This is a genomic window from Candidatus Hydrogenedentota bacterium, assembly GCA_018005585.1.
Lineage (GTDB): Bacteria > Hydrogenedentota > Hydrogenedentia > Hydrogenedentales > JAGMZX01 > JAGMZX01.
The window spans coordinates 1-16,398 of the sequence record JAGMZX010000135.1; the positions used below are offsets into that span (position 1 = coordinate 1).

15 protein-coding genes are annotated in these 16,398 nt (G+C 64.2%); 10 read left to right on the plus strand and 5 right to left on the minus strand.

Annotated features, from left to right (window positions below; all coding sequences use genetic code 11):
• Nucleotides 1-365 (minus strand): iron-molybdenum cofactor biosynthesis protein (locus KA184_18625; protein ID MBP8131601.1); only part of this gene is annotated, 365 nt, incomplete at its 3' end.
• On the minus strand, nt 362-871 hold the full coding sequence (locus KA184_18630) for a DUF134 domain-containing protein (protein ID MBP8131602.1): 510 nt from the start codon (nt 869-871) through the stop codon (nt 362-364). The genes KA184_18630 and KA184_18625, both read right to left, overlap by 4 nt.
• 683 nt (nt 872-1,554) lie before the next feature.
• On the opposite strand from KA184_18630, the gene KA184_18635 reads away from it, so the two are divergent.
• From KA184_18635 to KA184_18655, 5 genes are all read left to right on the plus strand, one after another.
• Nucleotides 1,555-3,594 carry a DNA translocase FtsK gene (locus tag KA184_18635; protein MBP8131603.1) on the plus strand — a complete coding sequence of 680 codons (2,040 nt, stop codon included), beginning with the start codon at nt 1,555-1,557 and terminating at the stop codon, nt 3,592-3,594.
• Nucleotides 3,591-4,058, plus strand: coding sequence for a helix-turn-helix domain-containing protein (locus KA184_18640; protein MBP8131604.1), 468 nt, complete (start codon nt 3,591-3,593; stop codon nt 4,056-4,058). Before KA184_18635 ends, KA184_18640 begins: the two co-directional genes overlap by 4 nt.
• 72 nt (nt 4,059-4,130) lie before the next feature.
• A complete protein-coding gene (gene pgsA, locus KA184_18645) occupies nt 4,131-4,745 on the plus strand; it encodes a CDP-diacylglycerol--glycerol-3-phosphate 3-phosphatidyltransferase (GenBank protein ID MBP8131605.1) in 615 nt (204 codons plus the stop codon).
• Nucleotides 4,742-5,863: an alanine racemase gene (gene alr / locus KA184_18650; protein ID MBP8131606.1), complete on the plus strand. Its 1,122-nt coding sequence runs from the start codon at nt 4,742-4,744 to the stop codon at nt 5,861-5,863. The genes pgsA and alr overlap by 4 nt, the downstream gene beginning before the upstream one ends.
• 77 nt (nt 5,864-5,940) lie before the next feature.
• Entirely contained in the window at nt 5,941-6,324 is a 384-nt protein-coding gene (locus KA184_18655; protein ID MBP8131607.1) for a cobalamin biosynthesis protein CbiX, read from the plus strand.
• Between the two features lie 16 nt (nt 6,325-6,340).
• On the opposite strand, the gene KA184_18660 is transcribed toward KA184_18655, so the two are convergent.
• Nucleotides 6,341-6,802 (minus strand): DUF2059 domain-containing protein, encoded by a 462-nt coding sequence (locus tag KA184_18660; GenBank protein MBP8131608.1) that lies wholly within the window; start codon nt 6,800-6,802, stop codon nt 6,341-6,343.
• 206 nt (nt 6,803-7,008) lie between these two features.
• Between KA184_18660 and KA184_18665 the strand changes: the two genes are divergently transcribed.
• The gene (locus tag KA184_18665; protein ID MBP8131609.1) at nt 7,009-7,743 is read left to right on the plus strand and encodes a hypothetical protein; all 735 of its coding nucleotides are present in this window, start codon (nt 7,009-7,011) and stop codon (nt 7,741-7,743) included.
• A gap of 54 nt (nt 7,744-7,797) precedes the next feature.
• Complete coding sequence (locus KA184_18670; protein MBP8131610.1) at nt 7,798-8,436, plus strand: flavin reductase family protein; 639 nt, start codon at nt 7,798-7,800, stop codon at nt 8,434-8,436.
• 10 nt (nt 8,437-8,446) lie between these two features.
• Here KA184_18670 and KA184_18675 read toward each other — a convergent pair whose 3' ends face one another.
• Nucleotides 8,447-9,727 (minus strand): Gfo/Idh/MocA family oxidoreductase, encoded by a 1,281-nt coding sequence (locus KA184_18675; GenBank protein ID MBP8131611.1) that lies wholly within the window; start codon nt 9,725-9,727, stop codon nt 8,447-8,449.
• A gap of 271 nt (nt 9,728-9,998) precedes the next feature.
• On the opposite strand from KA184_18675, the gene KA184_18680 reads away from it, so the two are divergent.
• From KA184_18680 to KA184_18690, 3 genes are read left to right on the plus strand one after another with little or no spacing between them, the layout of a single operon-like run.
• The gene (locus KA184_18680; protein ID MBP8131612.1) at nt 9,999-11,516 is read left to right on the plus strand and encodes an O-antigen ligase family protein; all 1,518 of its coding nucleotides are present in this window, start codon (nt 9,999-10,001) and stop codon (nt 11,514-11,516) included.
• A gap of 15 nt (nt 11,517-11,531) precedes the next feature.
• The gene (locus KA184_18685) at nt 11,532-13,667 is read left to right on the plus strand and encodes a hypothetical protein (GenBank protein MBP8131613.1); all 2,136 of its coding nucleotides are present in this window, start codon (nt 11,532-11,534) and stop codon (nt 13,665-13,667) included.
• Nucleotides 13,664-14,833 carry a glycosyltransferase family 4 protein gene (locus KA184_18690; protein ID MBP8131614.1) on the plus strand — a complete coding sequence of 390 codons (1,170 nt, stop codon included), beginning with the start codon at nt 13,664-13,666 and terminating at the stop codon, nt 14,831-14,833. The genes KA184_18685 and KA184_18690 overlap by 4 nt, the downstream gene beginning before the upstream one ends.
• Here the strand turns inward: KA184_18690 and KA184_18695 are convergent.
• Nucleotides 14,830-16,398 (minus strand): SAM-dependent methyltransferase (locus KA184_18695; protein ID MBP8131615.1); only part of this gene is annotated, 1,569 nt, incomplete at its 5' end. The two genes, KA184_18690 and KA184_18695, sit on opposite strands and share 4 nt — an antisense overlap.

A 16,398-nucleotide genomic window follows, 5' to 3' on the forward strand; every position in this document is an offset into this window, starting at 1 on the left:
TGCGGCTGACCGCTCAGTTCCCCGGCGAGGAAACGCCGCACAGCGTTCTCGGGGTCGTCCTCGTCGTGCACGAGGTACACCTCGATGCCATGCACCTTGAGGTCTTCAGCGGCGCGCCAACCCATGCCGCGACAGATCACGGCCTGGCAATCATGGAGTGCGCGCAGGATGCCCGCATGGCTGTGCGGCTGCCCCGATCCGGGCTCACCGTGACACCCGCCGTGGGCATGAGCCGAGTGGCGGTTCGGCCGGATTTCGTCCTGCGCGACGTTCCCGCCCGCCGTCTCGAACACGAGAAACGACGCGCAGCGGCCAAAATGGCCCGCAATCGTCAGGTTCTCATCGCAAGGCACTGCAACTTTCATTCGATGGTCTCCTTCTTGGTTTCGTTCACCGCGCAAGGGTCTTGGCCGTAATGGCGATGGCGCGCGCGCCTCCTTTCACCACGACCGCAACCGCGTTCCATGTCGATGCGGCGGATTGCAATGCTCCGGCATAGAGGGCACTCCACGGGACGGGGCACGCAAAAGGGGACGCTCCACACGTAAAGGCACGAAACGCACTGAAATGCTCGTGTGGCACTCATTTCGACGGGGCCTCCTTCTATGCGCACCGCTTTCCCTTCGATCAATGCGCCGGCAATCTTGCGCCGCGCCGTCTCGAGGATGCGGCTGAAGGTCGGGCGCGAAACCTGCATCCGAGAACCGGCCTCTTCGTGGTACAGACCCTCGAAGTCGGCCAGGCGGACCGCCTCGAGTTCGTCCAGCGTAAGCACAACCGTCTCAAGGTGCGTTGCCGGCACGCCCGCGGGCTTATAAAGGGTACAGTCCGGTGCGAGCCCGACTCTGCGACAGCATTTGGGCCGCGGCATGGCGGAAACCTCCATAGAGAGCTACTTGCGCCTCTATTATGAGCATATGCTCATTATTTTGTCAAGCCGCGCCTTGGAGTCACGCAATAGGGGTCTCCGCAAGTTGTCAAGAGTAGTCTTTTCCGCCACCTCCAATGGAATAGACCCTCATTCTCAACCGGTGTGCCGATATATAGGGACAGTCTATGATTTTGCCCCAATATGTTGTTGCAAAAACAGAGTATCTCTGCTAAGATGGAGTCACGCTGAAGGGAGGCACGTTTTATCAACGTGCGTGTAAAATGCTATTTATGAATAAATTAGAAAATGAGCGGCGTTGCGAAGTCCTGGGCGTGTGCATGTTCATGCTCACGCTTCTTCTCTTTCTGGCGCTGGTTACCGATTCGCAGCACCGGTATTCACACCGGTATCTGGACGGACTCGCGGAGGCACCGAATTTGCTGGGGCGGCCCGGCGCGATACTCGCCGGCACGCTGGCGATACTCGTGGGCGGCGCGGCACACGTGACTTATTTCCTGACGCTCCTGTGGGGGTTGATGCTGTTCCGGTACAAGCTGCTCGACCGGCTGTTGACGCGTATTGTGGGCACGTGCATTCTGGTCGGTGCGGTGGCGGGGCTGTTGCATTTGAATTTCGCCGACCCGTTGCGTCATTCCCTGCCGGGCGGTGCACTGGGCGCCTTCATGGCGGAACGGCTGTTTCTGCCTGAATTTGGGAAGATTGGGTGCAACGTGACCGGAATCACGATGGTGCTCGTCGGCCTGCTGCTCTCGACGGAAATTCTGTTCGTTGATACCTTCAAGATAACGCGCGCGGCGACGCGCTGCTTCCTGCGCGCGAATCTGGCGCTGGTGGCGGCACACCGCGCGCGCCGGCAGGCCGTGGCGCAGCGTGAGCGCTCGTCAGCGCCGGCGGAACGCGTGCGCGCGGCCAGGAAACGCGACGAGGACATCCCGCCTGCGCCGCTCGTGCCGCCGGAAACGGCGGAGTTGCCGTTTGACGGGCCGCCCGTGGAGGACACGCCGTTCGAGGCCATCCCCAATATCCCTGAGCCGGTGCTGGCGCGCGATGCGGACCCGCTGCACGCGACGGTCGAACTCGATGCCGCGCCGGAGGCGGCGCCGGTGCCCAGCAACGGTCAGTTGGACCTTAGCGCGGATGAATGCAGTCCGGCACGGCCGGTGCGCCGCGTGGTAAAGCGCAAGAGACTGGCCGCGGAGGTCGAACTGCCGCCGGACTATGAGTATCCCCGGTTCTTCACGCGCCCACCCATGGAACTACTGGACGAACCACGGCCCCGGGTCATCAAGAACCTGAGCGAACAACTGGCGCATACGGGGGCGCTGCTCGAGAAAACACTGCAGACGTTCGGCATCGAGGCGCGCGTAACGGATTACACGCGTGGGCCGACCATCACGCGCTATGAACTGGAACCGGCGCCGGGCATCAAGGTGAGCCGCTTCCTCGCGCTGGCGGACGATTTGGCGCTGGCGTTGAAGGCGCACCGGGTGCGCGTCGAGGCGCCCATACCGGGCAAGGGCCGCGTGGGCATCGAGGTGCCCAACGTCGAGCGCGACCAGGTGCTGATCCGCGAGTTGCTCGAGAACCGCGCGTTCGCGCAGTACAAGGGCAGATTGCCGCTGGCGCTGGGCAAGGATATCACGGGCGCGCCGCGTGTCGCGGATCTGGCGACGATGCCGCACCTGCTGGTGGCGGGCGCAACGGGTACGGGCAAGACGGTGTGCGTGAAGGCGCTGCTTGCGAGCCTGCTGTTCCGCCACACGCCCGAGGAGCTGCAGCTGGTGCTGATCGACCCGAAGATGGTCGAGTTCATGATTTTCAACGACATACCGCACCTGATCACGCCCGTGGTGGTCGAGCCGAAGAAGGCGGCCGCGGCGCTGAACTGGCTGATCCACGAAATGGAAGAGCGGTATCAGCTCTTCGCGAACCTCAATTGCCGCAACATCGACGTTTACAACGAGAGCGTCGAGAACGGCGAGATCGAAGTCGAGGGCGAGCAGCAGGACGGCAGCAGTGGCTCCGTCACCGTGATCCGCAAGCTTCCCTATATCGTGTGCATCATCGACGAGCTGGCGGATCTGATGATGCAGGCGCGCGCGGAGGTGGAAGACGCGATCGGGCGGCTTGCGCAAAAGGCGCGGGCCGTCGGCATTCACCTGATAATCGCGACGCAGCGGCCGTCGGTGGACGTGCTGACCGGCGTGATCAAGGCAAACTTCCCGTCGCGCCTGTCGTTCCAGGTCTCGTCGCGCGTGGATTCGCGGTGCATCCTGGACGAAATCGGCGCGGAACGGCTCATCGGCCTAGGCGACATGCTGTATCTGCCGGCAGGCCATTCGAAGCCAATCCGGATCCAGGGCGCGTTCGTGAGCGACCCGGAGATGAACGGGTTGATCGGCTACTTGAAAACGCAGGCTCCTCCGCAGTACAAAGATGAAATCGAGTACTTCGGTAAAACCGGGGAACTTCGGGAAGAAGCCATAGACGAGTCGGACCCATTGCTTGAGGACGCGGTGCGGGTGGTTCTGGAAACGGGGCAGGCCTCGATTTCGATGGTGCAACGGCGCCTGCGAGTAGGGTACACTAGAGCCGCCCGGTTGATTGATATCATGGAATTGAAGGGGATCGTGGGTCCGCATGTGGGAAGCAAGGCGCGGGAGATTCTGGTCAACGCGCAATTGGAGGACGATCAGGCATGAGCCGGTTCGTGGAGCAGGGGATAGCGTTGCGCGCGCGGCGGGAGGAATTGGGCCGGACTCTGGTGGAGGCGCACGATGCGATTCACGTGCCTATTGAGCATCTGCGGGCGCTCGAGGCCGGTGATCTGCGCGCGCTGCCGGGAACGGCCTTCGCCAGCGGGTTTCTGAAAACCTATTGCGAGTATCTGGAAACGGACGCGGCGCCGTTCCTCTACGCGCTCGACGCGTGTACGGGCGGTATCCGCAAGGCGCCCATACACCGGCAAGCCGCCGCCCCGACAGCGCCGGAACGTCCGGCGTGGATGACGGACGTAATTGCCTGGGGCGCGGTTTGTGGCCTGATGGTCTTTGCCTGGTTCACCTACACCGTTGTCGTGCGCCCGATTATCGAGAGCTACCAGGACCGCGTGCGCGCCGGCACGGTCGAGGTGGCGCCGCCGAGCATGTTCGAGATTGAGAAGTAGCCATCCGGCCGCCGGCGCTCCCGATGCGGGAAGCATTGCCGGGCGCAGCGCCTGTGATACAATGGCCTTGCTATGAATCTCCCGAATAAACTGACGGTCAGCCGCTGCCTGATGGCCATTGTATTCGTGGCGTTCATGTCCTTCGAAAACGTGGCCACGTACCTCCTGGGCCTCGTCACGTTTATCGTGGCGGCGATCACGGACTACTACGACGGCAAGATTGCGCGCGAGCGCAACCTGATCACGAATTTTGGCAAGCTGCTCGACCCCGTGGCGGACAAGGTGCTGATGGTGTCGGCGTTCATCATGCTGATGCAGGTGCCTGAACTGCACATTCCCGGCTGGACAATCGTCGTTATTCTGGCGCGCGAATTCCTGGTCACGGGCGCGCGTTCGCTGGCGGCGGCGGAGGGCTCCGTCATCCCGGCCAGCGTCTACGGCAAGCGCAAGACCGCTTTCCAGATGACCTTCGTGATCACGTTTCTTTCCCTCGTGGTGGCGCTGCGGCTCGCCGCGCTGGCGCCGCAGGCCGCGGCGTTGCTGCCCGGCGGGCTTGCGATGTACCGGGACGCGCTGGCGCCGCTTTCACTCGTGGCCATCGTTCTTATTGCCATGTATACCCTCTACTCGGGAGCGCAATTCGCTTGGCAGAACTGGAAAGCGCTCCGGCTCGACACCGCGGTATGAGCCCCACCGCGCCGTCGAAAGCCATCGTCAACCTGCGCCACTACGCGCACAATCTTGCCGTGGTGCGCAAGCTGGTGGGCGGCCGGGTCGGCATTGCCGCCATTGTGAAAGCCAATGGCTATGGCCACGGCATGCTCGCCATGGCCCGCAAGGCCGTTGAATCGCACGCGGCGATGCTGGGCGTCGCCACGATCGATGAAGGCATCCAACTGCGCAAGGCGGCGGTCACGGCGCCGATCCTGGTGTTGTTCCAGCCGTGCCGCGAAGCCCTCGGCGCCGCCGTGGCGCACCGGCTGACGCTCATGATCTGCGACGTGGAGACTGCGCGCGCCCTGGACGAAGTGGCGCTCAAGACGGGCAAGGTCATGCCGGTGCACTGCATGATAGACACGGGCATGGGCCGCCAAGGCTTCAGTCTGGAGTCGGCGCCGGACCAGCTTCAGTACATCACGCGCATCCCGCGCATTGACATCGCGGGCCTCGCCACGCATTTCCCCGTGGCCGACAAGGCAGATGACCCGTTCACGTTGAACCAGATCAAGGCGTTCAAGCAATTTCTCAAGCGCGCGGACAAGGCCGGCATCCCCTTCGAAAAGGCCCACGCCGCCAACAGCGCCGCCGTGCTCAACTATCCCGGCGCGCACTTCGACATGGTCCGGCCCGGACTCGTCACTTACGGGGTATGGCCTCTCGAAGGGCCTCCCCGGCCCGGCCTGCTTCTGCCCGTGCTGCGCTGGGAAACACGCGTCACGCAGGTGAAGACGCTGGAACCCGGCTCGAGCGTCAGCTACGGGCGCACCTACACCACCGCGGGCCGCATGCGCGCCGCCATTCTGCCCATCGGCTACGCCGACGGCTACAAGCACAGTCTCTCGAACAAGGCAGACGTGCTCATCCGCGGCACACGATGCCGCGTCCGCGGCGCGGTGTGCATGGACCAGACCGTCGTGGACGTCACCCACCTGCCCGATATTACCGAGGGCGACATCGTGACGGTCATCGGCCAGGACGGCGACGAGGTCATCAGCGCGGAAGAACTGGCGCGCCATGCCGGCACCATCCCTTATGACATCCTCACCGGCATCGGCAACCGCGTCCCCAGGGAATACATCGAGTAGCGTCTGCATTCCTTTCCTTCGGACCAGATGGACAACTGCGCGGCACGCCGCGTGAGACTTGAGGTTGCGGAATCAGCATGACGGAACCAAACAGCACAGGTGTCATCGTCGTGGACCATGGTTCCCGGCTTGAAGCCGCGAACGCCCTGCTGCACCGCGTGTGCCGCATGTACGCGGAGCGCACAGGCATGCCCATCGTGGAGCCCGCCCACATGGAACTCGCCGAGCCCACGGTCGGGCAGGCGTTTGCGCGCTGCGTCGAACGCGGCGCGAAAGAGATCGTCGTCCTGCCCTATTTCCTCTCCCCCGGACGCCACAGCATGAAGGACATCCCCCGTTTCGCCGCAGAGGCCGCCGCAGCGTTCCCGGGCGTCGCCTACCGCATCGCCGAGCCTCTCGGCCTCGACCCATGCATGGCGGACATCATGCACCGGCGCGTACGCGAGGCCTTGGAGCACTGAGCGGCGCGATTGGCCCCTATTTCCCGGCCTGGGCGCGTTCTTCGAGCATCTTCTCGAGTTCGGGCAGATGCTCCTGGACACGCTGGACCCCGATTTCGGCGCCGCGGCGGAGCAATTCGGGCATCACCTGGATGGTCTTCTGGCCCGTCTCGCTGCTGTAGAAAACAATGAGGTCCTGGAGTTCGGCCTCGGTGAAGGTCTGCACATACAGGTTCAGGATGTCTTCCTTCAGGGTTTCCCAGTTCATGTATTTGCGGAAGAACTCGAGGAGCAGCTCTCGGTAGGGCTTCAATTCGGGATTGCCCAGGATTTGCGCATCGACCATCTGTTCGTAGGATTGCTCGATGAGCCGGTCCATTTGGATCAGGGTTACGACCTGTTCCGCGGCGTCGCGGTGCGCGTCCACCGCGGCGATTACCGAAACGGAGCCGGCGCCCAGCGCGAAAAATGCCATGGTAACTATCAGTGTATTCTTCATGAGAGCTTTCCTCCGGCCCCCGCGCGGGATGCCGCGCGGCGCGCCCTGTTGTTGCGGAAGCGAGTATATCAGCCGCGGCCTGGCGCGGCGCAATGCCCCGACCGTGGTATACTGAAACCGTGGCACGGTCGTCTCGCCGGTGATGGAAGAACACGGTCCCCGCTTTCGCGGGAATGATGCCCATGCCACGGTGTGGAGAGAATCCCATGCGGCTGTTGACAATCCCCCTGCTGGCGGCGCTCCTTGCGGCGGGCTGCGGCGTCGAGGTGGTGACGGTCGCGGCTACACAGGCCGAGTTGCAGAAGCAGGCCGCGACCGCGGCAACCCGCCAGTTGGAGCACGCGGAGCGCGACACCGCCCAGGCGCGCATCCAGAACGCGATCATGACGTATCAGGCCGAGAACGGCGCGTACCCGCCGTCGCTCGAGGCGCTTGTGCCGGGCTATCTGCCCGCGATTCCACCGAAGCCGGACGGCACGCCTTACGGCTATGACCCGCGGACCGGCCGCGTGCTCGACCGGCCCATGACCGGCCCCAACCCCGCCGATTTGCAGAAGATTGAGGAAATCCGCGCGGCCATCCACCGTTACGGAACCGCGACGGGCTACTATCCGTCCACGCTGGACGCGCTCGTGCCGGCCTATTTGCCAACGCCTCCGCGCACCGCGGACGGACGCCCGTTCGTCTACAACAACCAGAACGGCTACGTCGGTCTGCCGGACGCGCCCGCTCCGGCAAGCGCGCCCGCCGCCGCGCGGCCCGCCGACGGCGCCGGGCCGATGGGCGAGGTCATGACGGGTATCGGGATGCAGCAGCAGTTGAACAGCGGCGGCACGGCGGCTGCCGGCGCCTCGGGCGCGCAGTCGCGGCGCGCGCTGGGCAACGCGATGTCCGGCTACAATCAGCAGGCGGAACAAGCCTTGGGCTGGGAAAATCAGTAGCGGCCCAGTGTACTCATCCTGATGTTCCGATAGTCTTCGCGGAGGAGAGCTTCGATGCAACGACGTCCCCAGAAGTGCGCCAGACAAAAAACCGAACCGCGCAAATGCCGCGGCTTTGAAAAAACGCTTTGGAAGCCGGGCACGATGCTCTACCCCGCGCCCGCGGTGCTTGTGACCAGCGTGGACAAGACCGGCGCGCCGAACGTGCTCACCGTGGCCTGGACCGGCACCATATGCAGCGAGCCGCCGATGCTCTCGATTTCGGTCCGGCCAGAGCGCTATTCACACGAGCTCATCGCGCAGTCCGGCGAATTCGTGGTCAATATCCCGTCGGTGCGCCAGGCGCGCGCCATTGATTACTGCGGCGTGGTCTCTGGCAGGACCACGGACAAGTTCAAGGCCATGCGGCTGACACCCGGCCCCGCCAAGACCGTGAAAGCGCCGCTGATACTCGAATGCCCGCTCCACATCGAGTGCAAGGTGCGCCGTTCGCTCAAGCTCGGCTCGCACACGATGTTTCTCGCCGAGGTAACAGCGGTGCAGGCGACCACTTCGCTGATCACGCCGTCGGGACGGCTCGCCCTCGAACGGGCGGGGCTTATCGCCTACGTCCACGGCGGCTACTACGCTCTGGAAAAGAGACTGGGGTTCTTCGGCTTCTCGGTCCAGAAAAAGGGCAAGCGCCGCGAATAACCGCGCAGGCCTACAGGCAGTCCTCGATGCGCCACGGCGCGCGATAGGCGCGGGACATGAGCGCAATCGCTTCGTCATCGGTGGGGATGGTCTCGTTTGCGGCGTCGAATTGGACGCTGCGGTTGAGGCGCGCCGCGATATTGCCCAGATGGCAAAGGATCGCCGATTTGTGGCCTTCGACGACAGGTGCGTTCGGCTGCTCCTGCCCGCGGATGGCCTTTGCGAAGTTCAGCGCATGACTCACGTCCAGCTCGCTGCCAATCTTCTTCTCCGGTTCGGCGCCCTCGGTACGGGGATGAATGGTCCAGCCGCTGCGGTCGATCAGCATCGATCCTTTGTCGCCGCTGATCTCGCAGCAGTTGCCCTTGCCGCCGCCGGGCAGGAACCGCGACCAATGCCGCAGTTCCCAGAGCAGCGTCAGGCCGGGGAACTGGTACAGCACGGTCTGGGTGTCGGGCCATTCCTTCGCGTCTTGAACGACGTACCTGCCGCCGTAGCCTGAGACGGACACGGGCAGGTCCAGGCCGAGCAGCCAGCGGATGACATCGAGCCAGTGCGCGCCCCAATTCCCCATGTCGCCGGTCCCAAAGTCGTACAGGAAGTGCCAGTTGTAATGGAGCAGTTCGCGGTTGTACGGGCGCATGGGGCCGGGGCCGATCCACATCTCATAATCGAGACCGGCGGGCGGTTCGGAATCGGGGATGATTGGGACTTCGTGCCGCTCGGTGATGTACGAGCCGCGCGCGAACGCCACCTTGCCCAGTCCGCCCGATGCGATGAATTCCCGCGCCGCCGCGAAATGGCGTCCGCTGCGCTGTTGCGTCCCCACTTGCACCACAAGGTCCGGGTGCTTGGCCTGCGCGGCGACCATGGCCTTCCCGTCGGCGATGTTGTGCGACGCGGGTTTCTCAACGTACACGTGTTTGCCCGCATCGAGGGACATAGCCGTCATAAGTGCGTGCCAGTGGTCCGGCGCCGCAACGACGATCGCGTCAATCCCCGGGTCTTCCAACAGCCGCCGGAAGTCCTTCTCGCCTCGCGGCGCGGGATCGGCCTTGCCTTCGAGCGCCTTCATGCCCTCGGCGAGCATGGCGTCATCGCAGTCGCACAGCGCGGCAATCGTAAACTGGCGCGCGCGCAACATGGATTCCGCGACCTGGGGCCCGCGGTTGCGGCAGCCTATGATACCCACGCGGATGCGTTCATTCGCGGCGGGGGGGGCGCCGAATGCGGAGGCAGTCGCAAGCAATGCGGCAGTCTTCATGAATGTGCGTCGTGACAGTCCGGCCATGACAAGTACTCTCCTTCTTACTCGCGCCGGCAAAGGCCGACGGAACCCTTCGACAGGATACCACGCACTGCCTCAGGACGCCATTTCCCGGGATGTCAAGACTGGTTAGAAATACCGGGGTTCTTGACTCGTTAGAAATGTCAGGCCATTTCCCGGCAACTCTCCGGGATTTAAAAACATCCGTGCGGTGATGTATACTTGACGCGTCATGCGCCAATTGCGCAATTGGGGAATTGTTGGAAAGACGGCCCCAAAGCGGAGGGAAGAGGTAATGAGTGCCTATTCGCACGCGGCGGCCCCGGCGTTGGGATTGTGGAAAGGTCTGGGGTACCTGCTTCTTGCGATTGCGTTCGGGATTGCGGTCATTCTGCTGGGGAAATTGGCGATCGTCGGCGTTGTGGGGCTGGTCTTCTTCATCCTCTTCATCTATTTTCCGGTACTGGGTCTGTACGCAACGACGGCGCTGCTGTTGCTCTCCGGTTCGCAAGGCATTGTAGGCGTGGTGGAAGGCGGCGCGCTGGCGGTGACTCTGGCGCGGCTGTGCGGAACGGCGGCGCTGGGCGCGTGGCTGGTGAATCTGCTCATCCGCAAGATTCGCTTTGAGTTCAATTGGCCGGTCATCTGGCTGAGCGCGTTCTGCGCTTGGGCATTGCTTTGCACCCTGGTCTCGCCCGAGCGCGCGCAGGTTGTGCCCGAATGGATTCGCCTCGTGACGTTGCTCGGGTTCTTCTTCCTCGCCGTCAATACGCTCAATTCAACGCGCAACCTGCACTACTTCCTTGTGCTCATCATGGTGTGCGGACTGCTCATGTCTTTGGCCGCGGTGTCGCAATACTTCGTGCCGCAACTTGCGGTGGCGGGCGCGGAACCGTGGCGCGCGGTGACGGAAGACGTGGCGTACATCGACCAGGAGTCGCTGAGCGGCGCCCCGGCTCTCCGGGTGAGCGGCCGTGCGGGCCACTCGAACTGGCTCGCCTTGGTGATCCTGCTGATTCTGCCGCTGAACAGTTATTGGTATGCCATTGCGAAGAGCAACAAGCTCAAGGCGCTGATCCTGTTCACGGTGGCGATCGAAGTCGTCACGCTGGTGCTCACCTTCACGCGCACGGGCCTCATAATCGGCGTCGTGCTGGCGTTCCTGCTGCTGCTCAAGCGGCTGGTGCGGGTTACTTCGCTGCGTATCTTTGCCGTCTTGGGCCTGATTGTGTTCGGCTGGATTGTCCTGCCCCAGCCCTATAAAGAGCGCGTGTTCAGCCCGCAGCAATACACCCGCAGCACTTCGGTACAGAGCCGCCTCGACATGCAGGAAGCCGCGTTGCGTTATTTCGCGCAGAACCCGCTTTTCGGCTATGGGTCGGGCGGGTTTGGAACGCAGTTCATCCATGAGCGCAACCAGAGCGCCGCGTTGATGCGCATGTATGTCAAGTACGCGGGCTGGCAGCCGGTCTTTATCGGCACGCACAATATGTACCTGCAACTGCTGGCGGACACCGGGTTCGTCGGGTTCTGCCTGTTCATGGCGTTTCTGACCCTGTTGTTGCGGCAGTTGTACCTGAAGGAGAAGCGCTGCATTGCGGAAGGGGACGCGCAAGGCGCGGCCATGGCTTCGGCGTTGTTTGTGAGTCTTGTCGCTTTCGTGCTTTGCGCCGTGTTCCTGCATGGGCTCTCGCAAAAAATCTGGTGGATGATCGCCGCCGCCGCGGTCGTGCTGTGTCTCTACAACATGAGCTTCAAGGAAGGCCTTTTGCCCAAGTGGGGCTGGAGCACGGAGGCCCATCGCGGGCGGTAGAGGAGCATGCCCGGCGTGGCGCGTCGCGTTTTGTTTTGTATGTTCGGCCTGCTCTTATCCCTCACTGCCCACTCGCTGAGTGGGACTCTTTGCGAAACGGGTGGCGCGCCGGTCCCGAATGCATTCCTCGCGCTGCTGGACGCGTCCTGGAGCAGCCTCGCGCATGCTACGACCGGCAGTGACGGCGCGTTCCAACTGGATACGCCGGGGGCGCCGGCCTATCTGGTCGTGCAGCCGCCCACGCGTGAAAACGCCGACGGACTGCAGGTGTGCGCCTTTGAGCCGCGCATTTATCAAGTCGCGGGCGATTCCCCCACGCTCGAGTTGCGCCTTCCGCCCGCAGCCGGGCTCGTGCTGGAGGCCTATGACACGGACGGTCGGCTGATGCGCTGGGCCGACTTCGAACGCAACGGCACACACGCCGGGCAGTTCCTGTACACGACGAACCTGCGCGAGGAGGCAATCCCCGCAGCGTGCTGGCCCGTGCACGGGGCATTGACAGGCGGAACGTCGGGGCCGCGCGCGCAGGGGCTGCCCGCGCTGTATGTCGCGCCCGGCGTTGCGGCGGCGTTCAACGTGCTGTTCTGGCCCGTGCGCGGCTACGGCAAGCTGATGCTGCGCGCGGACAACGCCGGGCGGGGCTACCTGCTTGCAGAGGCGGGAGAATCGCGGCTGTTGCTGCTCAACCTGGAACTCGCGCGCACCGCTGTCACGGACCTGGAACGCCGCGCGGGCGCGTATGCGCCGGAGGCGCGGGCGCAGGCGCAGGGGCTGCGCGACCGCCTCGAAAACGCGGGGCGCACGGCAGACCGCAAGGAGGCCGCCGCGCAGGCCGACGGCCTGCTTGCCGAGGCGTTGCGCCTGCGGGACCAGTTGGAACTCGATGCGGCGCGCGCGGCGATCCCCGGAGTGCGCATGGGCAATCTGCGCGTGCAAGTTCTGGATACGGCGGGGGCACCCGTGGCCGGCTGCGAGGTCTCGCTGCGGCAGAACCGGTCCGCGTTTCTGTTCGGCGTCTACGAGGGCAGCCCATACAACGCCGCCGCTTTCAAGATGGCGCGCGAAGCCGGATTCGAGTACGCGACGGTCTTGCCCGCATGGAACTGGACACAAAGCCCGAAGGCCAAGAAAGGCGGCATCGACCAGACCTTCGGCATTTCGGCTCTCGGCAAACTCGGCTACCGGATCAAGGCGCACGGCGTGGTCTGGATGCAGGAGTACGGCATCCTCCCCGACCGCGCGCGCGGCATGCCGCACGCGGAACTGGTGGAAGCGGCGCTGGCGCATCAGCGCGCGCTGATCGAGACCTTCCCGGATTCGTTTTCGGTCTGGGAGGCCATGAACGAACCCGCGAACACGAACGTCGCCGGTCTGCCGCGCGAGGACATGGTCCGACTGCTCGCGTCGGCAGCGGCCAATGTCGCCGCGGCGGGAAAGCCCGCTCTCGTCAACAGCCCCCACGAATTCAGTTACGGCGCAGAGTATTTCTTTCATGGTCCGGACAACCGGCCCGTGGACGACTACCCCATGACCTATTCGGCTTTTCTCAGCCTCGCACAGGAGCGCGGCGCCCTCGAGAACATTGACATCGTGGGACTGCAACTCTACCCCGGTTTCCACCTCAACGCGGATTTCGGCAACCAGCAGGGGCCGGCCTTCACGCCCGCGCACCTGCTCGACACGATCGAGCGCTACGCCGGTTTCGGGAAAAGCATCCACATTACGGAATTATCGCTGCCGTCCGCGTACGGCGCAGAATGGACCGCCGGATATTGGCGCGAGCCCTGGACGGAATCGACGCAGACCGATTATGCCGAGTCGGTGTATACGCTCGCGTTCGCGCATCCGCAGGTGCGGTCGATTACCTGGTGGGACATCACCGACTTGAAGCCGGCGGTGCTGAGCGGCGGGCTTGTTCGCGCGGACGGCGCGCCCAAGGCATCGTTCGAGCGGTTGCGCTCGCTGATCGCGGCATGGCGCACGAACGAAACGGGTACGACCGATGAGGCCGGTGTCGCGGCATTCCGCGCGTTCGGCGGCAATTACACTGTCACCGTCACCACCCCGGAACAACGCAAGATCGAGCGTGAATTCGACGTGCTCGAGCGATGGGATAATGCACTGACCATTGAACTTGGGGAAGCACCGTGAAACCGGTCTCTGTACTGTATCTGATCCGAACGTGGGCGCTGGGGGGCTCGCACACGATTATCCGGCTGCTCCTGCGCCATCTGCCGCGCGACCGGTTCAAGATTATCGTCGTGCCTTACGACGCGCCGGGCCGCGGCGACCAGGACTTCATTGATTCGGTGCGGCGCGAAGGCGGCGACGTGGCGCCGGAGCGTATCCCATGGCGCAGCCGCGCCAACTGGTTCCGCGCGCGCGGCACGGTCGCCGGTTTGATTCGCAAGTACGAGATTGACCTGATTCACACGCACGACACGAACTCGAACGTGCTCATGGGACTCGGGCGGACACGCTGGCCGTGCGCGTGCGTGGCGAGTCCCTACGGCTGGTGGGAGCCCGAACCGCGACGGCGCATCCGCATGTATCACTGGATAGAGAAGAACTTCGCGCTGCCCCGCTTCGACCGGCTCATCACCGTTTCGCACACGATGAAGCGGAAGATCCTCGAAGGCCGCACGCACGCCGAGCGCATCAAGGTCATCCACACCGGCCTCGACCTCGCGCAGTTCGACGGCGGCAAATCGCGCGAGACGGTCCGCGGCGAACTGGGCATCGCGCCCGAAGAAATCGTTGTGGGGACCGTGAGCCGCCTCTTCCGCGAAAAGGGGCACAAGTACTTGATTGAAGCCGCGGCACACGTCATCGGCGATTGCCCGCGACTGCGCCTGCTGATCGTGGGCACGGGCGACCAGCGCGAGACGCTCGAGCGCGAAGCCGAGAATCGCGGAATCCGGTCACGCGTCACGTTTACGGGGTATTGCGAAGATTTGCCGGGCGTCTTGCGCGCCATGGACCTGTTCGCCCAACCCAGTATTCAAGATGAAGGATTCCCCACGGCGATCCTCGAAGCGCAGGTCATGGGGCTGCCCATCATCGCGAGTAATATAGGCGGCACTTTCGAGACCATCGACATAGACCGGACCGGCGTGCTGGTCCCGCCGCGCGATTCGGAGGCCCTCGCCGTCGCGCTGCGGCAACTGGCACACGACGGGGCGCGCCGCCAGCGGATGGCGGCGGCGGCGCGGCCGTGGGTCGAGCGCACTTTCACGCTCGAAAACATGGTTGCGCAAGTGGCCCAGACCTACGAAGAAGCCCTCGACCACTTCGCGCGCACGGTCCGCCCCGCTTAGTCACCCGGCATCGCGCCGCGGATCACGGCACCGCCCGTGATTGTCCGTGCGGATCCACCATCCGGTCCGAGCCGGACGAATCTGGACAACGCGAGACAAGCGAGCAAGTAGGCCGCTCCTCCGGCGCTGACCGCCGCGCGAAAACCGAAATGGACGGCGAACGTGGTGGCCAGGCAAGCGCCGGCGACGGAAGCGCATCCGTTTATGCCCCATACCCACGGCAGCAGGGCGGGCGCGTGGTCGCTCACCCACTGGAGACCCAACGGAAACGGCACGCCCATCAGAAACGCGAACGGCGCAAGCAGCGCAACGCCGAGTGCGGTCTTAGCGGCATCGGGCAGAGCGGCGCACGCGCGGAACACGGCGTCGAGCCCCGCCTGATATGCCGCCGCGAGCGCTATCAAGGCGCATACGACGGTCGCGAGCGCCACGATGCGCCGCGCGCGGATGCGGTTGGCCGCCAGGCTGCCTATGCCCGAAAAGATCGGGAACGCCGTGAGCACGACGGCAACGGCGTATACCGGGTAGGCAAGGAACAACATGAATTTCTGGATGAAGGCAAGTTCGAGAAACATGTAGCCGAAGCCAAGCGCCGTGAAGTAGAGCGCGGTCCAGCGCAGGGCGCCCGTCCCGGGCAGTCTTCGCAACGTGACGAGCGGCAGACAGACGAGCACCGCCCCCGCCACGGCCGCCTGGCACAGGGTTGCAATCAGCGTCAGGTAGCCCCACTCGACGTAGGGGATCCACGGCGCGCCCATTTCGCGCACCAGACTCACGAGGGAAGGCCACTTGACGAACCGGAAAAAGTAGGGGCAGTCGTCCGTAGCGGGGCGCAGATGGAAGAATGCGTCGCGGTAGGCGCGTTCGCGGTCGCCGAAAAGGACCGCCTGCGCGAAATCGTAGTAGACTGGCGTGTCGAGCACGGTATACCGGTTCGCCTCCTCACGGCGCAGTCCTGGCAGGTAACACAGGTCAAACCAGCGCGCGCGGCAGAACGCGCGCACGGCCTCGATGTGTGTATCGGTCAGCGGCGCGCGCGTGACGACGATAGTGCCGGTGTTCCAGGAGCGGATGAACACGAGATGCCGCTCCGGTTGCGCGATTCCGGCGCGTTCACACGCTTCGACAGCCGTTGCGAACAATTTCAGAGTGTCGCGCGGGGGCGTCTTGAGCCAGCGCGTGACGGCAACCGCGCCGCGGCCGTTCAAGCGGTCGAGATAGAGCGCCAGCGCCTCGACGGTGTAGACATAGCTTTCGCTCAGCGCGTACACGCCCGCCGCGGCGGCAGTGAAGGAATCCAGGAGCGCAATCTGGATAAGGTCAAAACGCTTTTCCGTGGCCTGAAGGAAGGCGCGGCCATCCGCGATCACCGGCGTGACCGTATTCCACCCGTAAGGGTTTCCCGAGAATGCCGCCAGGTCCTCGCGCAACAACGCGGGAATGGCCGGATTGACCTCGATAGCCGTCACGTGGCGCACACCGTGCACCAGCGCCCCCAGAATGTCCGTGCCGCCGCCCGCGCCGGCCACGGCGGCCTCGCCGGGTTCGATGAGCCGGTACGCCAC